The 19768-nt window shown below is 56.8% G+C and carries 19 protein-coding genes; 8 read left to right on the forward strand and 11 right to left on the reverse strand.

Annotation, left to right across the window (positions count from 1 at the left end; genetic code table 11):
* The first annotated feature begins 72 nt into the window (after positions 1 to 72).
* Positions 73 to 1764 (forward strand): sigma 54-interacting transcriptional regulator, encoded by a 1692-nt coding sequence (locus GTGU_RS12530; RefSeq protein ID WP_051857335.1) that lies wholly within the window; start codon positions 73 to 75, stop codon positions 1762 to 1764.
* Between the two features lie 21 nt (positions 1765 to 1785).
* Here the strand turns inward: GTGU_RS12530 and GTGU_RS12535 are convergent, their stop codons facing one another.
* Genes GTGU_RS12535 through GTGU_RS12580 form a run of 10 tightly spaced genes read right to left on the reverse strand, consistent with a single transcriptional unit; the run spans position 1786 to position 12540 of the window.
* Positions 1786 to 2193 (reverse strand): formate hydrogenlyase maturation HycH family protein, encoded by a 408-nt coding sequence (locus GTGU_RS12535; protein ID WP_038157528.1) that lies wholly within the window; start codon positions 2191 to 2193, stop codon positions 1786 to 1788.
* Positions 2190 to 2945: an NADH-quinone oxidoreductase subunit B family protein gene (locus tag GTGU_RS12540; protein ID WP_038157531.1), complete on the reverse strand. Its 756-nt coding sequence runs from the start codon at positions 2943 to 2945 to the stop codon at positions 2190 to 2192. The genes GTGU_RS12535 and GTGU_RS12540 overlap by 4 nt, the downstream gene beginning before the upstream one ends.
* Positions 2938 to 3492 carry a hydrogenase 4 subunit H gene (gene hyfH / locus GTGU_RS12545; protein ID WP_038157534.1) on the reverse strand — a complete coding sequence of 185 codons (555 nt, stop codon included), beginning with the start codon at positions 3490 to 3492 and terminating at the stop codon, positions 2938 to 2940. The genes GTGU_RS12540 and hyfH overlap by 8 nt, the downstream gene beginning before the upstream one ends.
* A 10-nt stretch (positions 3493 to 3502) precedes the next feature.
* Positions 3503 to 5236 (reverse strand): hydrogenase large subunit, encoded by a 1734-nt coding sequence (locus tag GTGU_RS12550; RefSeq protein WP_038157536.1) that lies wholly within the window; start codon positions 5234 to 5236, stop codon positions 3503 to 3505.
* Entirely contained in the window at positions 5233 to 6822 is a 1590-nt protein-coding gene (locus GTGU_RS12555) for a hydrogenase 4 subunit F (RefSeq protein ID WP_038157538.1), read from the reverse strand. The genes GTGU_RS12550 and GTGU_RS12555 overlap by 4 nt, the downstream gene beginning before the upstream one ends.
* Positions 6823 to 6826: 4 nt before the next feature.
* The gene (hyfE, locus tag GTGU_RS12560) at positions 6827 to 7477 is read right to left on the reverse strand and encodes a hydrogenase 4 membrane subunit (RefSeq protein WP_038157539.1); all 651 of its coding nucleotides are present in this window, start codon (positions 7475 to 7477) and stop codon (positions 6827 to 6829) included.
* An 11-nt stretch (positions 7478 to 7488) separates the two neighbouring features.
* A complete protein-coding gene (locus GTGU_RS12565; protein WP_038157541.1) occupies positions 7489 to 8931 on the reverse strand; it encodes a hydrogenase 4 subunit D in 1443 nt (480 codons plus the stop codon).
* Positions 8932 to 8943: 12 nt separating this feature from the next.
* Positions 8944 to 9894, reverse strand: coding sequence for a respiratory chain complex I subunit 1 family protein (locus GTGU_RS12570; protein WP_038157543.1), 951 nt, complete (start codon positions 9892 to 9894; stop codon positions 8944 to 8946).
* Between the two features lie 10 nt (positions 9895 to 9904).
* Positions 9905 to 11920 (reverse strand): hydrogenase 4 subunit B, encoded by a 2016-nt coding sequence (gene hyfB, locus GTGU_RS12575; protein ID WP_038157545.1) that lies wholly within the window; start codon positions 11918 to 11920, stop codon positions 9905 to 9907.
* The gene (locus tag GTGU_RS12580) at positions 11920 to 12540 is read right to left on the reverse strand and encodes a 4Fe-4S dicluster domain-containing protein (RefSeq protein WP_038157547.1); all 621 of its coding nucleotides are present in this window, start codon (positions 12538 to 12540) and stop codon (positions 11920 to 11922) included. The genes hyfB and GTGU_RS12580 overlap by 1 nt, the downstream gene beginning before the upstream one ends.
* 305 nt (positions 12541 to 12845) lie before the next feature.
* Between GTGU_RS12580 and hypA the strand changes: the two genes are divergently transcribed.
* The 6 genes from hypA (at position 12846) to flhA (ending at position 18623) form a co-directional block, all read left to right on the forward strand.
* Complete coding sequence (hypA, locus tag GTGU_RS12585) at positions 12846 to 13196, forward strand: hydrogenase maturation nickel metallochaperone HypA (protein WP_038157549.1); 351 nt, start codon at positions 12846 to 12848, stop codon at positions 13194 to 13196.
* A 3-nt stretch (positions 13197 to 13199) separates the two neighbouring features.
* Complete coding sequence (hypB, locus tag GTGU_RS12590) at positions 13200 to 14072, forward strand: hydrogenase nickel incorporation protein HypB (protein WP_038157552.1); 873 nt, start codon at positions 13200 to 13202, stop codon at positions 14070 to 14072.
* Complete coding sequence (locus tag GTGU_RS12595; RefSeq protein WP_038157553.1) at positions 14063 to 14335, forward strand: HypC/HybG/HupF family hydrogenase formation chaperone; 273 nt, start codon at positions 14063 to 14065, stop codon at positions 14333 to 14335. The genes hypB and GTGU_RS12595 overlap by 10 nt, the downstream gene beginning before the upstream one ends.
* Positions 14335 to 15456 carry a hydrogenase formation protein HypD gene (hypD, locus tag GTGU_RS12600; RefSeq protein WP_038157555.1) on the forward strand — a complete coding sequence of 374 codons (1122 nt, stop codon included), beginning with the start codon at positions 14335 to 14337 and terminating at the stop codon, positions 15454 to 15456. The genes GTGU_RS12595 and hypD overlap by 1 nt, the downstream gene beginning before the upstream one ends.
* Positions 15453 to 16463: a hydrogenase expression/formation protein HypE gene (gene hypE / locus GTGU_RS12605; RefSeq protein WP_038157557.1), complete on the forward strand. Its 1011-nt coding sequence runs from the start codon at positions 15453 to 15455 to the stop codon at positions 16461 to 16463. The genes hypD and hypE overlap by 4 nt, the downstream gene beginning before the upstream one ends.
* Before the next feature lie 81 nt (positions 16464 to 16544).
* Positions 16545 to 18623 (forward strand): formate hydrogenlyase transcriptional activator FlhA, encoded by a 2079-nt coding sequence (gene flhA, locus GTGU_RS12610; protein WP_038157559.1) that lies wholly within the window; start codon positions 16545 to 16547, stop codon positions 18621 to 18623.
* A 9-nt stretch (positions 18624 to 18632) separates the two neighbouring features.
* Here the strand turns inward: flhA and GTGU_RS12615 are convergent, their stop codons facing one another.
* The gene (locus tag GTGU_RS12615) at positions 18633 to 18974 is read right to left on the reverse strand and encodes a nitrous oxide-stimulated promoter family protein (RefSeq protein ID WP_038157563.1); all 342 of its coding nucleotides are present in this window, start codon (positions 18972 to 18974) and stop codon (positions 18633 to 18635) included.
* A gap of 212 nt (positions 18975 to 19186) precedes the next feature.
* Here GTGU_RS12615 and GTGU_RS12620 point away from each other — a divergent pair, with 212 nt between their 5' ends.
* Positions 19187 to 19708 (forward strand): NlpC/P60 family protein, encoded by a 522-nt coding sequence (locus GTGU_RS12620; RefSeq protein WP_038157567.1) that lies wholly within the window; start codon positions 19187 to 19189, stop codon positions 19706 to 19708.
* Positions 19709 to 19768: the final 60 nt, after the last annotated feature.

The raw sequence follows: 19768 nt of genomic DNA on the forward strand, positions 1-19768 counted from the left end.
GAGTAATGATCTTAAATAGTATTGCCGAATCATTGCTACTATCAGACGATACCAATCGAACAGGCTGAACAGATGAATGATGTAAAGAAGCTGTCAGGCAAGAAAATAAGAACGATTCCCATTTCGAATGAAGAGTGGAATAAGCATCTGATAGCGATGATTAATTCCGGCGTTGAACCGGAACTACTGGAATTCTTTCATCAGTTAAAAGACGAACGTGACGAATATCGTATTCTGGTGGATATCACCAACTCGGTGCTCGCGCATCTCGACCGGGACGGAATGGTTGCCGCCATCTCAGAAGATATTCACCGTTACTTCGCCATTCCTTCAGTTTCAATCGCTTTTCTGGACGGCGGCAACGCTGTCCACTTTCCGGTCATCCACTGCCTGTGGAAAGAGGGTAAAGGCAACTATTGCGAGCAGAAAAATTATCCACTCGCGGAGAGCGATATACAAAACCGGCTTCAGCACCCGCAAGCCGTTGCCCTGAACGCAGAAACCACCGAACCGCTGCTGCACGATCTTTATTCCGTCGGCATGCAGGTCGCGTTGCTGTTACCGCTGACCTTTAATTCTCACTCACCGGGTATTCTGATCCTTGCCCACACTGATATTGGCGCTTTTACCCCTGCCGTCTGTTCGTTGTTAGGGCAAATCGCTTCACGAATCAGCATTGGCGTGGATAATTCCAACGCATGGAATGAAATAACCCGACTTAAAGATGCGTTAAAACAGGAAAATACCTGGCTTAACGAACAAATTCAAAATGCCGAAAGCCTGAACGACATTATTTTCCAGAGTACGGCGATGAAAAACTTGCTCCGTCAGGTGGAAATTGTCGCCACCAGCGACAGCACGGTGTTACTTCTCGGGGAAACGGGCACCGGCAAGGAACTTATCGCCCGTGCGATCCATAAACTCAGCCCGCGTTCTGCCGGGCCGCTGGTGAAAATTAACTGTGCGGCGATCCCCGCAAGCCTGCTCGAAAGTGATCTGTTCGGCCATGAGAAAGGGGCGTTTACAGGCGCCACCAGTACTCATATCGGACGGTTTGAAATGGCGAAAGGCGGGACACTGTTTCTCGACGAGATTGGCGACATGCCGCTTGAGCTACAGCCAAAATTGCTGCGGGTTTTGCAGGAGCGTGAAATTGAGCGCGTGGGCGGACACCAGGTGATCCCGGTAAACGTGCGCGTAGTGGCTGCCACTAACCGCAACCTGAAGCAGATGGTTGAAGAAAAAACGTTCCGCAGCGATCTCTTTTACCGCCTGAACGTCTTTCCGGTGGAAGTGCCGCCGCTGCGCGATCGCCCGGAGGATATTCCGCCACTGGTGACCAGCTTTACCCGCAAACTGGCAGCGCGCATGAATAAAACCATCGATACCGTTCCTGCTGCCGGAATTCAGGCGCTGTGCCGCTACCCGTGGCCGGGCAACGCGCGGGAACTGCAGAATGTCATTGAACGCGCAGTGATCCTCACCGAAGGCAGTACGCTGAATCTGCAGCTCAATGAGCTGAAAATACCGCCTGCAGCGGCACCGATAGCGACTGTCCACGTTACGCCCCGTAAATTACCCGCCATGTTCAATCCGCAGACGCCGGAAAACGACGATGACGAACGAGCACGTATTTTGCAGGCGTTGCGTGAAACCAACGGAATTGTCGCCGGGCCAAAAGGGGCTGCCAACAAGCTGGGGCTGAAGCGCACCACGCTGCTGTCGAGGATGCAGCGGCTGGGAATTAACACGCGGGAGCTGTAACGGCTCCCGCGCAGAGCGGTTTTAGTGGCGCTTCGCGATGAGGTAGATTGCCGGTTCGCGCTCAATTTCTCCCAGCAGTTCAATCAGGCGCCGGCTCCAGCTTCTGAAAGGCTCCGCGCCGGTTTTACTCAGCGCATCAACGGTATAAGCCAGAAGCGAGGTGTGTGTCGAATCAATGGTGATTTCGCCGAACTTCAGCAGTCCGCTCAACTTGCGACGCCCTTCTCCTTCCGGCAGTAACGCCAGCCACTCGTTGTACCCTTCCAGCGGGCATTGCAGTTCCGTTTTCAGACAATCAATCATGCCGACGTGGTGACCAATCGCCAGCGAGTAATACATCACCTGCTGGCTTTCGGCGGGAATATCGTCATCGCTGTCGACAAACTTCTGGCGCAGCGACCAAAAGGTCACTTTTCCTGATTCACTCATGCCACCACCTGCCCGGCCACAATGCCCGTCAACCGTTGCACAATCTCCGCCAGCCGGGGATCATTTTCCTGCTTAAGCCAGGCTTCAACACCTGCAGTCTCCTGATGTTGCAGGAGTTCAAGGAAACGGTGGCTTATTATTTTCCCCTGTCGGTAGCCCGCCATTCGCCGCGCTTCGCGCTCAACCGAAACGCGCAGGCTCAACGGAATATCAGGCAGGATCAGCGCCGGTTTTTCGTCCTCCCCCTGAACGTGCTCAACACCTTTGAGTTTTTGCTCCAGCAGACCGAGCGCCACGGCAAAGCCATGAATAGTGGCTGCAGGCGTCGGCGGGCAGCCCGGGATCCATACATCCACTGGCACGATGGTGTCACTGCCACCCCAGACGCAGTAGAGATCGTGGAAGATCCCGCCACCAACGCCGCAGGCGCCGTAAGAGATGCAGATTTTCGGATCCGGTGCCGACTCGTACGCCCGCAGCGCAGGCATGCGCATAGCGCGGGTGACGGCGCCGGTAAACAGCAGAATATCGGCATGGCGCGGTGAAGCCACCACTTTGATGCCAAAGCGTTCGGCATCAAAGACTGGCGTAATCGCGGAAAAGATCTCGATTTCACAGCCGTTGCAACCGCCGCAGTCGACGCGGTAAACGTAGGCTGAACGCTTAATATCTTTCAGCAGCGTTTGCTTCATCCGCGCGACATCGTCGGTCAGCGTAATCGGCTGACTGACGTGATGATTAAATTCACTCATGGCGCTCCTCCGCAACGGTAAAACTGATGGGTTGCTGATCGTGGCTGGCGAGCGTCTGTTTGCGTTTACACGCCGGACAGGTACTCAACTGTGTACTCATGCCTGCCAGCGCCTCATCGCTGACCCCGGACTGACGTAACAGCTCCACAGCATACTGCGCCGATTTTTCCGGCGTAAAGGGCTGATGGCACGCCACACAGTGCTGCAGACGAAACACCGCTTTTACATATAAATCAGCTTTGTTAGTCACCGCCAGTTCGAAGTCCTCCGACAGCCGAATAGCGCCTGTCGGGCATACTTCTTCGCAGCGGCCGCAGAAAATGCAGCGGCCGATAAACAGCTGCCAGATGCGCTCGTTACTTTCCGGATGAGTTTCCATGGTCAACGCATTGGCCGGGCACGCCATGGTACAGGCCGCGCAGGCGATGCACTGCTGTGGATCCAGCTCTGGTTTGCCACGAAAGCCCGGGCACACCTCCAGCGGTTTGAACGGGTATTTCACCGTCGGTTCACCCGCTTTCAGAATGGTTTTAAACAGTTTCAGCATCGTTCAATCCTTACTTAAGCGGTGACTGTGAACGCTCAATGCCATACCGTTCAATCTCCTTGTAAGGCACAGTGGTGGACTTGCGTTTACGCACATCCACTAAGGTCACGCGATCGGTACAGGAGTAGCATGGGTCGAGGCTCCCGATGATCAACGGCGCATCGGAAACCGTATTGCCGCGCAGCATGTAGCGCAGCACCGGCCAGTTCGCGTAGGTTGCCGCACGGCAGCGCCAGCGGAACAGCTTCTGGTTGTCGCCAAGCATGCTCCAGTGAACATCTTCGCCTCGCGGCGCTTCGACATACCCCAGCGCAAACTTGTGCGGCTGGTAGGTAAAGCCCTCGGTCAGCAATGGCCCTTCCCCCATAGTTTCCAGCGCGTATTCGATCATCGCCAGTGAGTCGAAGGTTTCTTTCACTCGAACCATCACGCGGGAGAACACATCGCCGCCATCAAAGGAGAACAGGGTCTTCGGCAGGTTGCCGTAATCGGCATACGGGTGGTCGAAGCGCATATCGCGTTTAAAACCACTACCGCGGATCAGCGGGCCGACCGGGCTGTAATCCCGCGCTACTTTGCGATCGAGGATCCCGACGCCCTGAGTACGCTGTTCAATGTTTGGCGTCGCCAACAGCATCTCAACCAGGTCGCTGACCTCGGCCCGCATCTCGCGCACCAGTTGCAGAGTTTTAATCCGCTGCTCTTTCAGAATGTCGCGGCGAATGCCGCCAATCAGGTTGAGGCCATAGGTTTTGCGCGAGCCAGTGAGCAGTTCCGCCATGGTCATCGACTTCTCACGCACACGGAAGAACTGCATAAAACCGGTGTCGAAACCAACAAAATGGCTGGAAAGCCCGATATTCAGCAGGTGGCTGTGCAGGCGTTCGACTTCCAGCAGCACCGAGCGAATGGTGTGCGCCCGCTGTGGTACCACAATGCCTAACGCATTTTCGACCGACGTGGCGTATGCCACGCTGTGAGCAAAGCCACAGATACCGCACACACGGTCAGAAAGGAAAGTGACTTCGTTATAGCCCATTCGCGTTTCCGCGAGTTTTTCCATACCGCGATGCACGTAGAACAGGCGGTAATCGGCATCCACAATCTGCTCGCCATCCACAAACAGCCGGAAGTGGCCTGGCTCATCTGAGGTGATATGCATCGGGCCCACGGGGACGACGCGCGAACGCTTGTCGCCATCGTTGATGAACGGGTAGGTTTCGGTCTCCGTGGTCGGTGCCGGGCGCTGGCGATAGTCCATGGTGTCTTTACGCAGCGGGTGCATATCGTCCGGCCAGTCATCCGGCAGCACCAGACGACGCTCATCCGGCAGGCCAATCGGCTTCAGGCCAAACATGTCACGGATTTCGCGCTCGCCCCACACTGCCGCCGGAACGCGGGGTGTGACTGACGGAAATTCAAGAGAGTGATCCACCAGCGCCTTCACCACCACCCAGCACTTCTCGCCCTCTTCCATCGACAGCGCATAGTAAACGGCGAAATGGCCGTTAAGGGTGCGCTCGTCGTTACCAAACAGCACCGGCAACCAGCCGCCGCACTGATAGTAGAGAAACTCGACAATCTCCGGCATCACGTTCATTTTGACGGTGATGGTGAGCTGGTCGTTGGTCTGACGCTCTTCATCGATAATGGCGCCGGGGAATTTCTCCCGCACCGCCGCCACATAGCCCATACCACGGAGATCGCCCTGCGCAAGACCGTTCATATATTGTTGATAACTCACTTCATTTCTCCAGCACACTCGCGGGTGCAATCACTGTGATTCGAGGATGTGGCGCGACTCACCGCCCATGGCCACTGATACGTCTGTTGCGGGGAGGCTTTCATTACCACCGTGGTCGCGTTCTCCAGCATGTGGCTGACTGGCTGTGGAATATGCGTCCCCATCAGCAGCATCAGCGCCAGCAGGATCGCCATCGGCAGCGTGGTCAGCAGACCAAGCTCACCGCGGCTGGTGGCCTCCGGGGCGGCGCCAAACAACAGGCAGGCCACCATGCGCACCAGACCGCCGAGCACCACGGTTAACAGCAACAGCAGGATGAGGGTCAGCCACAAATGCCCGGCCGCAAGCCCGGCGGTCACGGTCATAAATTCACTGAGGAAAATGTTGAATGGCGGCATCCCGGCGAGCGCCAGCGCACCGCCGGCCAGCAGCACCGCGCTGAACGGCATCAGTCTGAGCATGCCACGCACAACGCCCAGATCGCGGGTGCCGTACTTGAGCAGCACGTTGCCGGAACCGCAGAACAGCAGCGTTTTCGCGAGGCTGTGGTTCAGGGTATGCAGCAATGCCGCCAGTACGCCCAGCGGGCCGCCAATCCCCAGCGCGACAGCGATAAGCCCCATGTTTTCCACGCTGGAATAGGCCAGAAGACGTTTAACGTCGTGTTGTACCAGAATGAAGAATGCCGCCACCGCCACCGACAGCAGACCGAAGATCAGCAACAGTGTGCTGGGGAACTGCGGGCCGATGGCCTGGCTGATGATGATGTAGAAGCGAATGATCACCAGCAACGCGCAGTTGAGCAGTACCGCCGACAGCAACGCACTGGTGGGGCTTGGCGCTTCACTGTGCGCGTCCGGTAGCCAGGCATGCATCGGGAACAGGCCGGTTTTGGTACCAAAGCCAATCAGCACGAAGACAAACGCCAGGTGCATCAGCGTCGGGTCAAGCTGCCCGGCATGTTTCAGCACTTCGGTCCAGAAAATGGCGTTACCCGGATCCGGCATAAAGCTCGCCGCATTGGCATACACCAGAATGGTGCCGAACAGGCCAAACGCCACGCCGACGGTACAGATGATGATGTACTTCCACGCCGCTTCCAGCGAAGAGCGTTGGCCGTAAATCCCCACCAGAAACGCCGAACTGAGCGTGGTGGCTTCAATCGCCGCCCACATCACAATCAGGTTATTACTGGTGACCACCAGCATCATGGTGAACAGGAACAGATGGAAGAAACCGTAGTAGTTGCACAACGTGGCGACGGAGATTTCCCCCTCGTCCACCTCATGACGCATATACCCCATCGAGTACAGCCCGGTCAGGAAACCGATGAGTCCAAGGATGGCGAGAAACAGGGCGCTCAGGCTGTCCACGTGCAGCCACAGGTTGCTGGAGAAAATTTCCCCCTGCAGATACACCGCGCGAACAGCACAGAACGTCACGCCCAACAGCGCAAGGATGCCGAGGCTGTGCAGCAAAGTTACCGCCGAACGAGCCGCCGCGCCGAGCGTTCTGCAGGCAAACGCCAGCAGTGAAAACAGCAGCGGCGTGAGGATGAGTAAAGTGAAAATAGCATTATGACTCATGGTGTTATCCCTTCAGCGCTGTCAGTTTGTTAACATCCAGCGTGCCGAGCGTGCGCCAGATTTTCCTCACCAGCAGCACCATGACGATCACCGCGAAGATGGCGTCGGTGGCAATCCCAATCTCAACCAGTTCCGGCGCTTTATACGCCAGCAGAGCGAGAACCAGATGCGAACCGTTTTCCATCAGGCAGTAGCCAAACACCTGCTTAAGGATGTTGCGTTGAGTCACGATGCACAGCAGTCCCAGCAGGAAGTGGCCCAGCGCCACCGCCAGCGCAGGTTTCAGTTCATGCAGCAGCGGCAGCGCCACCGGACTAACGACAAACCAGCACAGCACCACAATCACTGCCGCGGCGACCATCAGCATCGCCGGGCTTATCAGGCTCACATCCGCCGTCGGGTCGGCAAGCTTACGCAGCGCATACCCCATGATCAGCGGTACCAGCACGACCTTAGTGAGGAACGCGCTGAACGACCACATCAGCAGTTGTTCGGAATCCAGCGTTCTGGAAAGCGTGAAAAAAATCAGCACCAGCACCAGCGACTGCAGGGCGTAGAACCAGCAGGAGCTGCGCGGATGTCTGGCACCAATCACCAGCAGCGATGTCACCATCATCAGCCCGGCGAGATTATTAACAATTAAGGTTCCGGTCATCATCGACTCCCTTAGTTAAGCCAGAGGGCAGCAATCACGCTTGAGCACAGCGACATCACTACCAGCACGACCAATACCACACGCATTGCCAGCGGCAGTGGCGACATCTGCGCCACTTCCGGACTCGGCTCCCCGGGCACAACGCGACCAAACCAGTAAATCAGCCAGCCGAAACTTGCCACCGACTCAATCAGCACCAGTACCATGACCGGGATGAGTGCCCAGTCGTGGGTGGAGAGTGAGAAACCAGCGGCAAAAATCGGGAATTTACTGAAGAAACCGTTGAACGGCGGCACACCGGCAATCGCCAGTGCGGCGACGCAAAAGCCGATACCGAGCAGCGGCGATTTGCCTATCACGCCACGCAGTTTCGGCAACAGACGCGTACCACAGCTGTAGCTGAATGCCCCGGCCACCAGGAAGAACAGGCTCTTGGCGAACGCGTGGTTGAAGATGTAGGCAATCCCACCGTCGAAGGCTTCTTTTGAACCCAGCACCGCCAGAGACAGCGCGAGGAAGATGTACGCGAGTTGGGTGATGGTGGACCACGCCAGCAGGCGTTTCATGTCTTTCTGCGGCAGGTACATCATGAAGCCGTAGATCAGCGTGATGGTGGCCATGACGATCCCGACCCAGCCAATCACGTGCGGCACATTGCCACCCTCGATAATGGCGCGGGCAAAAATATAGACACCCACTTTCACCATGGACGCAGCATGCAGGTAAGCACTCACCGGGGTAGGCGCTTCCATCGCGTCCGGAAGCCAGGCCTGCAACGGCAGTTGTGCCGATTTCCCCCACGCAGCGAACAGGATCCCACCGTAGACGATATAGCTGGCACTGCCCGAAAGCTGGCTCAGCGCACTCAGTTCAAAGGTGCCAGTGTTGAGGAACAACGTGGCGGCAGCCAGATACAGCCCCAGCGACGCAACGTGCGTGATCAGCAGCGCTTTCATCGCCGAACGCTGGGATTTTGGCGTCTGGTAGTAGCCAATCAGCGCCCAGGAACAGCCGCCGGTAATTTCGAAGAACAGCAGTTGCCCGAGCAGCGTGGATGAGAGCACCAGCCCCGCCATCGCGCCAATGAAGATAAGCAGAAACGCGTAGTAACGGTTGCCGCCATCATGCGGATGTTCACGGTTACCGGTGGTCAGATAGCCGGTGGAGTACAGGCTCACCAGCAGGCCAAGGAACACCACCGCGAAAACAATCAGCGTGCTTATCCGGTCAATGGTGAAGCCAAAGAGTGCCATACCGTGATAACTCACCAGCGTCCAGGTTTCTGCAACCTTTCCGCCTGTCAGAAACTGCCAGCCGAGCGCCACCGTGCCAAGCGTCGCCAGCAACGCAAACAATGTACAGACGATGCGCGCCCGGCACTGCGGCAGGCAGGCCGTCAGCAGTGCGCCGATAAACGGCAGTAGCAGGGTCGTCAGCGCTATTTTTTCCATCATTAGCGGCGCTCCTTACAGACCGGTAAAGTAAAAGACGAAGGCCAGCACCGCGATGCCGAAGCCAAGCCAGGTCACGCGATGGGTCAGCAGGAAGCGTCCGCGCGCCAGTGAGTTCTCAATGATGGAGGCCAGCACAAAGACCACCACCAGCTTGATAATCATCACCACCAGCGCCAGTAACAGCGCCGATGCCGAAAGGCTCGCCGCTTTACCAAACGGAATGAACACCGCGAGGAACATCTCGGCTACCACCACCTGCTTGAGACCAATCCCCCACTTCACCAGCGCAAAGTCTGCGCCGGAATATTCGGTGAGCGGCCCTTCCTGCAATTCCTGCTCGGCTTCCGCCACGTCGAAGGGGATTTTGCCCATCTCGATAAACGCGGCGAAACCGCAGGCCAGGAAAGCCATGAAAATCGCCAGTGGCGAGGACCACCCCTCTGACAGCACCGCACTGATGGTGCCAATGTTGGTGGAGCCGACAATCAGTGCCACCACCAGCAGGCCGAGGATCAGAATCGGCTCAACCAGAATGCCGAGGGTTAACTCGCGGCTGGCACCAATTCCGGCGAAGGTACTGCTGCTGTCGAGCCCGGAGAGCGAAAAGAAGAAGCGGAACAGGGCGAACAGATACAACAGGGTGATCAGGTCTCCCGCGCCACCGAACGGCGAGGTACGGGTAAAGACCGGCAGCGCCATCGCCACCAGTAACATGCTGCTGAGCAGCACCCACGGCATCACGCGGAACATAGCGCCGGATTGTTGCGGCCCTACTGGCTGACGCTTCATCAGCTTGCCGAGATCCCGATAGTCCTGAAGAATGCCCGGGCCACGGCGCGACTGCATCCGCGCGCGGATCTGGCGGGAAATACCGGTCATCAGCGGCGTCAGCGCCAGCAATACTGCCGCCTGACAGAGCGCAAACAGCCCCATTCCCCACTCTGGCGTTTGTTGGATTAACATCTCATTCTCCTCACAGGGCCACGGTCAGTAACAGAACAATCAGCGCCACCACTACGTACAGGCAGTAGAGGCGGAAGTCCCCGCTCTGCATCCGCTGGATACCGGCCCCCATCCGCTGAACCAGACGCACCAGCGGCCAGATAATACGGTCGTCCCAGAACGGCTCGACCGCCGCAGCCCCTTCGGTCACTTTTGTCAGGCTGCGGTTCAACGCTGTCGACGGATCAAGCTGCTTACGCATGCGGTATAGCGGTGCGAACATCACACGCAGCGGCTGAGTAAAGCTGCCTGCGGATGCGGACATCGCCTCTTCCCATGCATAGCCGCAAGCCCACGGTTCTCCACGGCGGCGAAATGCGCCGCGATCGCCACGCAGTGCCCACCACACCGCGAGCGGCAGCACCGGAAGCGCAATCAACAACAGGAAAGAAACCGCCGGAGAGAGCATCGCCTGCGCGCTGTCGCCCGGCTGGAGCAGCATGTTGCTCGCCACGGTCACGTCAGCACCGTGAGTCAGCGAGGTCGCCACCTGCGCCAGCACCGGGGCGACAAGGGAAGCACCCACGCCCAGCGCGACGCACAGCAGCGCCATTACGATCATCGCCGTTGTCATCGGCCATGGCACTTCACGCGCATGTTCCGCCTGTTCGCTGCGCGCACCGCCGCAGAAGCTGATGCCGTAAACTTTCACGAAACACATCGCCGCCAGCGCGCCGGTGATCGCCAGCATGACGATCGCCACCGGCCCGGCCAGACGCATGGCGAAATCGCCGTCATGACTCATGGTGAAAAGCGACTGATAGGTAAACCACTCGCTGACGAAACCGTTCAGCGGCGGCAGCGCAGAAATGGACATACAGCCAATGAGAAACGCGGTACCAGTAAGCGGCATCAGTTTCGCCAGACCACCCATTTTTTCCATATCACGGGTGTGAACGCGGAAGATCACCGCCCCGGCGCCAAGGAACAAAAGCCCTTTGAACAGTGCATGGTTGAGCAGGTGGAACAGTGCGCCGAGCAGGCCGATAACCGCCAGCAGCGGATGATGGCTGGCAATGCCGACCATCCCCACGCCGACGCCCATCAGGATGATGCCGATGTTCTCGACTGTGTGCCAGGCCAGCAGGCGTTTGATATCGTGCTCAGCAAGCGCGTAGAGCACGCCGAGCACAGAGGAAACCGCACCAAAGGCCAGCACCAGAATGCCCCACCAGCTCTGGCTTGCACCAAGCAGATCAACACCCACTTTGATGATGCCGAAGATCCCCACCTTCACCATCACCCCGGACATTAACGCGGAAGCATGCGAAGGCGCCGCCGGGTGCGCTTTCGGCAGCCAGCTGTGCAATGGCAACATACCGGCCTTGGCGCCGAAGCCGAGGAAGGCAAGAATAAAGACGACGGAGGCCATTACCGGACTCAGGCTCAGGTGGCGAAACGACTCAAACTCCAGGCTGCCGCTTTCGCGCCACATCAGGAAGAAGGCCACCATAATCAGCACCGAACCAGCGTGGGCGATGAAGAAGTAGAGCAGACCGGCTTTGATGGACTCTTCGCTCTGGTCGGCGATCACCAGGAACCACGACGCCAGCGACATCATTTCGAACAAAATGATGAACCAGAAGCCGTTATCCATCACCATCAGGCCTACCATCGAGGCGATGAACAGATTCATAAAGAAGCCCATCGACGCGGCGCCTTTGCCCAGATACTCCTCCATATAGGAGAGCGAATAGAGCGCGCAGAGGGTCACCAGCAGTGAAATGACCGTCACCATAAAGGCCGCAAGACTGTCCATACGCAGGCTGAAAGGAGCAAAGGAGAACGGCCCCGTGGCGCTCCAGGTCAGCACTTCTCCGCCGAGCAGTACCGGCAGAGCGCTTAAAAGGCCGAGGATACCCCCGGCGATGGCGCACAGTCCGGCGATGCGGATAGCGCCCCGCTCGTGATTTTGCATCAGCAATGAAATCACCCCACCGGCGACGTACAGCACTACAGACCACATCAGTAATTGCAGTGAATCCATCAGTTTTGCTCCCCAGTGAGATAATCCATGCCTGGCAATTCATCCGGCATCGACAGGGCCGTCAACGCCCGGCGCTGCTGCGCCAGCGCATCAACCGACTCAGGTTCGATAAGGTGCAGCGCGTGTGTCGGGCAGGCGCGAATGCAGGCCGGTCCTTCCGGCAGGAAGTGGCACAGGTCGCATTTCACCGCGACGGTACGGACACCGGCGTTCCAGCTCAGGAAGGGGTTCATTCCCTCCGGGCTTGCCGGGACATCACCGAGCAGCCCGGCGGGCACGACGTATTCATATTGCGCAGGCACATCCACCGGCGAACTGCCTGCCGGCGTAATCGCGCCAAAGGGGCAAACCAGACCGCACAACTTACAGCCGATGCACAGGCTTTCATTGAGCAGAACGCCGCCGTCCTCAAAGGCGATGGCGTTCACCGGACACACCTGCTTGCAGGGCGCGTCTTCGCAATGACGGCAAAGCACCGGCGCGGTACTGCTTTCGGTTCGCGTCATCGCAAGCCTGGGGTGTTGCTGTAACCCCTGCGCTTTGTGGACATCAGTGCAAGCTGCGAGGCAGGTATTGCATCCGATGCACCACTGAGGATCCGCAATCACAAAGCGGTTCATGTGTATTCCTCTGAAGCTGAAGAAAATGATCTCGCTTGATTAGCAAATCCCATGCCACTTAATTAATTCATTTAAAATCAATAATATAAACAAAAACAACCGTCCTGACTGCGTGTCGTCGACAGTGTGACGACGTTTCTGACGATCGCTGTTTTCCGCCAGTATCCGGTCACCGTCATTCGTGGCGACAGATCGTCATAAGTGTCATTTTTACCGTGTCGCTTTTGCTCTTTATTACAAAAATCAAATGGATAAAAGATGGTCTGCATTTTGCATTTCTGCGACGAATGAAAGATGGAGGCACTATGCATGAAATTACGCTTTGCCAGCGGGCGATAGAAATCGTCGAACAGCAGGCCGCGGCGAATGGCGCGAAACGCGTAATTGCGGTCTGGATCAAAATTGGGGCTTTTTCTTGCGTAGAAAGCAGCTCACTTCGCTTCTGTTTTGATCTGGTTTGTCGCGGCACGCTTGCGGAAGGCTGTAAACTGCATATTGAAGAGCAGCAGGCCGAGTGCTGGTGCGAACGCTGTCAGCAATACGTTCATCTGCTGTCACAACACGTTCGCCGCTGCCCGCAGTGTCAGAGCGACGCGCTGCAGATCGTGGCGGATGACGGGATGCAGATCCAGCGAATTGAAATTGATCAGGAGTAAGTTATGTGTACCACTTGCGGTTGCGGAGAAGGCAACCTCTATATTGAAGGTGACGAACACAATCCTCATTCGGCGTTTCGTAGCGCCCCGTTCGCCCCTGCTGCGCGCCCTGCGCTAAGCATCACCGGGATCAAAACGCAGGATTTCACCCCCACGCAGTCTGAGCATGGCGATCTACACTATGGTCATGGCGAAGCGGGCACCCATGCGCCGGGCATGAGCCAGCGCCGGATGCTGGAAGTTGAAATCGACGTGCTGGATAAAAACAACCAGCTCGCGGCCCGCAACCGCGCGCGTTTCGCTGCGCATCAACAACTGGTGCTGAATCTGGTCTCCAGCCCCGGTTCCGGTAAAACCACCCTGCTGACCGAAACCCTGCAACGGCTGAACGGCCGCGTGCCCTGCGCGGTTATCGAAGGCGATCAGCAAACGGTCAACGACGCCGCGCGCATTCGCGCCACCGGCACGCCTGCCATTCAGGTCAATACCGGAAAAGGCTGCCACCTCGATGCACAGATGATTGCCGATGCCGCGCCACGCCTGCCGCTCGACGATGGCGGCATTCTGTTTATTGAAAACGTCGGTAACCTTGTCTGCCCGGCAGGGTTTGATCTCGGCGAGCGTCATAAAGTGGCGGTGCTGTCAGTCACTGAAGGGGAAGACAAACCGCTGAAATATCCGCATATGTTTGCTGCTGCTTCGCTGATGCTGCTCAACAAAGTCGACTTACTGCCCTACCTCAGTTTTGACGTAGAAAAATGCATGGCGTATGCGCGGGAAGTGAACCCGAACATTGACATTATCCTTATCTCTGCCACCAGCGGCGAAGGCATGGAACAGTGGCTAAACTGGCTGGAGGCACAGCGATGTGCATAGGCATTCCAGGCCAGATTTGCGCCATTGACGGCAGCATGGCGAAAGTTGACGTCAATGGCATTCGCCGCGATGTCGATCTCACTCTGGTCGGTCACGTTGATGACACCGGCGCATCGCGCCTCGGTCAGTGGGTGCTGGTGCATGTCGGTTTCGCTATGAGCGTGATTAACGAAACCGAAGCCCGCGACACGCTGGCGGCACTACAAAACATGTACGAGGTGGAGCCGGATGTCGGCGCCCTGCTGTATGGGGAGGAGAGATAATGCGTTTTGTGGATGAATATCGCGCCCCCGAACAGGTGATGAAACTTATCGCTCACCTCAGCGCGCGCGCTGAACTTCTCGATTACAGCGCGGCGCGGCCGCTGCGTATCATGGAAGTGTGTGGTGGGCATACCCACGCCATCTTTAAATTTGGTCTCGATCAGTTATTGCCGGAAAACATCGAATTCATCCACGGCCCGGGTTGCCCGGTGTGTGTGTTGCCGATGGGGCGCATTGATACCTGTACCGAAATCGCCAGCCACCCTGAAGTGATTTTCTGCACCTTTGGCGACGCGATGCGCGTGCCGGGCAAAAACGGCTCGCTGATGCAGGCCAAAGCGCGCGGCGCAGATATTCGTATCGTCTATTCGCCCATGGATGCGCTGAAACTGGCGCAACAAAACCCGCAACGCAAAGTGGTGTTCTTTGGCCTTGGGTTTGAAACCACCATGCCCACCACCGCCATTACCCTGAAGCAGGCGCGCGAGCAGAATGTCGATAACTTCTTCTTTTTCTGCCAGCACATCACCTTAATTCCTACCCTGCGCAGTCTGCTGGAACAGCCGGATAACGGCATTGACGCGTTCCTCGCGCCGGGACATGTCAGCATGGTGATTGGCACTGACGCCTACGGGTTTATCGCCAGCCAGTATCATCGCCCCTTAGTGGTCGCCGGATTTGAGCCAATGGATCTGCTGCAGGGCGTCTGCATGCTGGTCGAGCAGAAAATCGCGGCGAAAAGCGAGGTGGAAAACCAGTACCGTCGCGTGGTGCCGGACAGCGGCAACCCGCTGGCGCAGGCCGCCATCGCCGAGGTGTTTACCGTCAGAGGCGACAGCGAATGGCGCGGACTGGGGCTGATTAACGACTCAGGCGTCCGTTTAACCGACGACTACCAGCGTTTTGATGCCGAAGCGCATTTCCAGCCAGCTCCGCAGAAAGTATATGACGATCCGCGCGCCCGCTGCGGCGAAGTGCTGACGGGCCGTTGCAAACCGCATCAGTGCCCGTTGTTTGGCAATACCTGTAACCCACAGAGCGCGTTTGGCGCGCTGATGGTCTCTTCCGAAGGCGCGTGCGCCGCGTGGTATCAATATCGAAGTCAGGAATGTGAAGCATGAAAAGCGTCCAGATAGCGCACGGCAGCGGCGGCCAGGCGATGCAGCAGTTAATCCACGATCTGTTTATGCAGGCGTTTAACAATCCGTGGCTGGCGGAGCAGGAAGATCAGGCGCGGCTTGATCTGGCGCAGTTCACCGCCCAGGGCGATCGGCTGGCGTTTTCTACCGACAGCTATGTTATCGATCCGCTGTTTTTCCCTGGTGGCAACATCGGCAAGCTGGCGGTGTGTGGAACCGCCAATGATGTCGCTGTCAGCGGCGCTATTCCCCGTTTTCTCTCCTGCGGATTTATCCTTGAAGAAGGGCTGGAGATGGCGACGCTGGAAGCGGTAGTCAACAGCATGGCGCAGACGGCCAAAGCGGCAGATATTGCCATCGTTACCGGCGACACCAAAGTGGTGCAGCGCGGTGCGGCGGACAAACTGTTTATTAATACCGCCGGGCTGGGCGCCATTCCGGCAGATATCCACTGGGGCGCGCAGACACTGACGCCCGGTGACGTGTTACTGGTCAGCGGTACGCTTGGCGATCACGGCGCGACTATCCTTAACCTGCGTGAACAACTGGGGCTCGACGGCGAGCTGGTCAGCGATTGCGCAGTACTGACGCCGCTTATTCAGTTGCTGCGTGGCATTCCCGGCGTGAAAGCCCTGCGCGACGCCACCCGTGGCGGCGTGAACGCGGTGGTGCATGAATTTGCGGCCGCCAGCGGTTGCGGTATTGAACTCAACGAACAGCAGTTGCCGGTCAATGCAGCAGTGCGCGGTGTCTGCGAACTGCTCGGTCTGGAAGCCCTCAATTTCGCTAACGAAGGCAAACTGGTGATCGCTGTCACCCGTGATGCCGTAGAAAGCATACTGGCGCAGTTGCGTTCGCACCCGCTCGGCCAGCATGCGGCGATGATTGGTGAAGTGGTGGAGCGCCGTGGCGTTCGTCTGACAGGTCTGTACGGCGTGAAGCGTACGCTGGATTTACCGCATGCGGAGCCATTACCCAGAATCTGTTAATGCTTTTATTCAAAAACGATATTAATCATTAAGTCACAATAAAATTCGCCGCTTTCCCGCGTCATTTTTTGGATGAGTGCAATGTCATATACCCCCATGGGGGATCTCGGGCAGCAGGGGCTGTTCGATATCACCCGCACGTTACTACAGCAGCCGGATCTTACCGCGGTCAGCGAGGCGCTGTTGCGGCTGGTAAAGCAGTCCGCGCTGGCGGATCGGGCGGCAATTGTACTCTGGCATCCCGGTAATCACCGGGCCAGCTACTACGCCACGCCGGTGACCGGGAAATCTATCGCTTATGAAGATGAAACGGTGCTGGCGCACGGGCCATTGCGTCGTTTGTTGTCGCGACCGGATGCGTTGCAATGCAGCTATCAGGAATTCAGCGACACCTGGCCCCAACTGGTGACGGAGCCGCTCTATCCGGCATTCGGCCGTTACTGCCTGTTGCCGTTGGCCGCTGAGGGGCGCATTTTTGGCGGCTGCGAATTTATTCGCAACGATGACAGACCGTGGACGGAGCAGGAGTATCAGCGCCTGCATGTTTTTACCCAGATCGTCGCTGTTGTCACCGAGCAGATCCAGAGCCGCGTTACCAATAACGTCGATTACGACATGCTGTGCCACGAGCGCGATAACTTCCGCATTCTGGTGGCGATCACCAACGCTGTTCTGTCACGTCTCGACATGGACGAACTGGTCAGCGAAGTGGCGAAAGAGATCCATCACTATTTTCGTATTGATGCCATCAGCGTGGTGTTGCGTAGTAACCGCAAAGGCAAGCTCAATATCTACTCTACCCATTACCTCGACGACCATCATCCTGTACACAATCAGAGTGAAACCGACGAAGCGGGAACGCTGACGGAGCGAGTATTTAAAAGCAAAGAGATGTTGCTGCTCAACCTGCACGAGCGCGACCCGTTTGCCCCCTACGAGCGGATGCTGTTTGAGATCTGGGATAACAAGATCCAGACGCTGTGCCTGCTACCGCTGATGTCCGGCGAGACCATGCTGGGCGTGCTGAAGCTCGCGCAGTGTGACGAAAAGGTATTTACCACCACCAACCTGAAATTGCTGCGCCAGATTGCCGAACGCATCTCCATCGCCGTGGATAACGCGCTCGCGTACCAGGAAATTCATCGCCTGAAAGAGCGGCTGGTGAATGAAAACCTGGCGCTCACAGAACAACTCAATAGCGTCGAAAGCGAATCTGGCGAGATCATCGGTCGCAGCAACGCCATGTACAGTGTGCTCAAGCAGGTCGAAATGGTGGCGCAAAGCGACAGTACCGTACTGCTCCTCGGCGAAACCGGCACCGGCAAAGAGCTGATTGCCCGCGCGATCCACAATCGCAGCAGTCGCAACAGTCGCCGGATGGTGAAAATGAACTGTGCCGCGATGCCTGCCGGGCTGCTGGAAAGTGACCTGTTTGGCCATGAGCGAGGGGCTTTTACCGGGGCCAGCGCGCAACGTATCGGGCGGTTTGAGCTGGCAGACAAAAGCTCATTGTTTCTTGATGAAGTAGGTGACATGCCGCTGGAACTACAGCCAAAATTGCTGCGGGTTCTGCAGGAGCAAGAGTTTGAGCGCCTCGGCAGCAACAAACTGATTCAGACCGACGTCAGGCTGATTGCCGCCACCAACCGTGACCTGAAGCAGATGGTGGCCGACAGAGAGTTTCGCAGCGACCTTTACTATCGCCTTAATGTGTTTCCCATCCACCTGCCGCCACTGCGCGAACGCCCGGAGGATATTCCCCTGCTGGTTAAAGCCTTCACCACAAAAATTTCCCGTCGTCTGGGGCGTAACATCGACAGTATTCCGGCAGAGACGCTGCGCGCACTCAGTCGCATGGAGTGGCCGGGGAACGTGCGTGAGCTGGAGAACGTAGTCGAGCGCGCCGTACTATTGACGCATGGAAATGTACTGCAACTGTCGCTGCCGGAACTGACCACAGAGATGCTTGCCATGCCACTGACCGCCACAGAGCAGGCGCAGGACGGCGAAGATGAATATCAGCTGATTATTCGGGTACTGAAGGAGTCAAACGGCGTGGTCGCCGGGCCTCGCGGCGCGGCGCATAAGCTGGGACTGAAACGCACCACCCTGCTCTCACGCATGAAGCGACTTGGCATAGATAAAGACGCGCTGGCATAGGCGCACAGATTACTTTTTCGGTCGGTATTTCTCAGGTAATTCCGGCACCGGACGGCGATCATCAATCAGATGACGGATGGTCAGGATCGGATGGCGCCACAACATGCGTGGCCCCGCCCAGCGCATAATCTGCTTCATCTCTTCCCGTTTAGCCGGTTGATAGCAATGCACCGGACACTGCTTACAGGCCGGCTTTTCTTCACCAAAGATACATTTATCAAGGCGCTTATCGGCATACGCGTTTAGTGCCTGATAATGCCCAGGCTCTGCAGAAGCCCCGGGACATTGCCGTGCATAGAGCGCAATCATCCTGCGAATCGTCAGCTTCTCACGATCAAGACGTTCACCCACCGTTGCGCCCTCGGCAAAAAATAAGTTGCATCAATAATACTCCTTTCTCTTTTTCCGCACCAGCCGAGAAAGATTCTGAGAGTCTAAACCTGGACTGTCTTTTCCTTGAACAAATAATAAGCAGAAATTATTATCCTCCTACTTTCCGACAGCACCCGATGGATATCGCGTAAGGAATCCCTTTTTCTTCTTTTATATATTGATGGTTTGTTATGTATTTTAAAAAATTGATCCCTGCAATGATTGTTATTGCAACATCCATGCTGGCAGGTAATGCCAGCGCTTTTAATTTGCCTTCTGAATTAGTATCGATGGATAAATACCAGCCGTCGATATATACACTGCCTTCGCCGAAAGGAAATATTAAAAGCAAAATACTGTCCCAATATGCTAAATGGAAAGGGACGCAATATCGCTGGGGCGGTCAGTCACGCAATGGCATTGACTGCTCTGCGCTAATGCAGAAAATTTTCCGCGGTTCGCTGCAAATGGAGCTGCCACGCACTACAGGCGAGCAGATCAGAGGTGGCTACCGCATCACGCAGGATGAGCTTAAGCCGGGCGATCTGGTATTCTTCAAAACCTCGCCGGCCGACCGTCACGTGGGAGTCTACATTGGTCACGATAAATTTATCCACGCATCAAAAAGCCAGGGTGTGACGGTGTCAGAGCTGACTGACAGCTACTGGCAAGACCATTATGAAACCGCACGACGTATTACTGAAAATGTTTAATTCCTGATTCACCCTCTTTGCTTTTTATCAGAGGGTGAAATTCTGGAAAGCGCCTCGCAT

It is taken from the genome of Trabulsiella guamensis ATCC 49490, from assembly GCF_000734965.1.
GTDB classification, from domain to species: domain Bacteria; phylum Pseudomonadota; class Gammaproteobacteria; order Enterobacterales; family Enterobacteriaceae; genus Trabulsiella; species Trabulsiella guamensis.

Excerpts from the sequence above, each read along its gene's own strand:
- GTGU_RS12530 (WP_051857335.1), top strand. The coding sequence starts at position 73 with ATGAATGATGTAAAGAAGCTGTCAGGCAAGAAAATAAGAACGATTCCC.
- GTGU_RS12535 (WP_038157528.1), bottom strand. The coding sequence starts at position 2,193 with ATGAGTGAATCAGGAAAAGTGACCTTTTGGTCGCTGCGCCAGAAGTTT.
- GTGU_RS12540 (WP_038157531.1), bottom strand. The coding sequence starts at position 2,945 with ATGAGTGAATTTAATCATCACGTCAGTCAGCCGATTACGCTGACCGAC.
- hyfH (WP_038157534.1), bottom strand. The coding sequence starts at position 3,492 with ATGCTGAAACTGTTTAAAACCATTCTGAAAGCGGGTGAACCGACGGTG.
- GTGU_RS12555 (WP_038157538.1), bottom strand. The coding sequence starts at position 6,822 with ATGAGTCATAATGCTATTTTCACTTTACTCATCCTCACGCCGCTGCTG.
- hyfE (WP_038157539.1), bottom strand. The coding sequence starts at position 7,477 with ATGACCGGAACCTTAATTGTTAATAATCTCGCCGGGCTGATGATGGTG.
- GTGU_RS12565 (WP_038157541.1), bottom strand. The coding sequence starts at position 8,931 with ATGATGGAAAAAATAGCGCTGACGACCCTGCTACTGCCGTTTATCGGC.
- GTGU_RS12570 (WP_038157543.1), bottom strand. The coding sequence starts at position 9,894 with ATGTTAATCCAACAAACGCCAGAGTGGGGAATGGGGCTGTTTGCGCTC.
- hyfB (WP_038157545.1), bottom strand. The coding sequence starts at position 11,920 with ATGGATTCACTGCAATTACTGATGTGGTCTGTAGTGCTGTACGTCGCC.
- GTGU_RS12580 (WP_038157547.1), bottom strand. The coding sequence starts at position 12,540 with ATGAACCGCTTTGTGATTGCGGATCCTCAGTGGTGCATCGGATGCAAT.
- hypA (WP_038157549.1), top strand. The coding sequence starts at position 12,846 with ATGCATGAAATTACGCTTTGCCAGCGGGCGATAGAAATCGTCGAACAG.
- hypB (WP_038157552.1), top strand. The coding sequence starts at position 13,200 with ATGTGTACCACTTGCGGTTGCGGAGAAGGCAACCTCTATATTGAAGGT.
- GTGU_RS12595 (WP_038157553.1), top strand. The coding sequence starts at position 14,063 with ATGTGCATAGGCATTCCAGGCCAGATTTGCGCCATTGACGGCAGCATG.
- hypD (WP_038157555.1), top strand. The coding sequence starts at position 14,335 with ATGCGTTTTGTGGATGAATATCGCGCCCCCGAACAGGTGATGAAACTT.
- hypE (WP_038157557.1), top strand. The coding sequence starts at position 15,453 with ATGAAAAGCGTCCAGATAGCGCACGGCAGCGGCGGCCAGGCGATGCAG.
- flhA (WP_038157559.1), top strand. The coding sequence starts at position 16,545 with ATGTCATATACCCCCATGGGGGATCTCGGGCAGCAGGGGCTGTTCGAT.
- GTGU_RS12620 (WP_038157567.1), top strand. The coding sequence starts at position 19,187 with ATGTATTTTAAAAAATTGATCCCTGCAATGATTGTTATTGCAACATCC.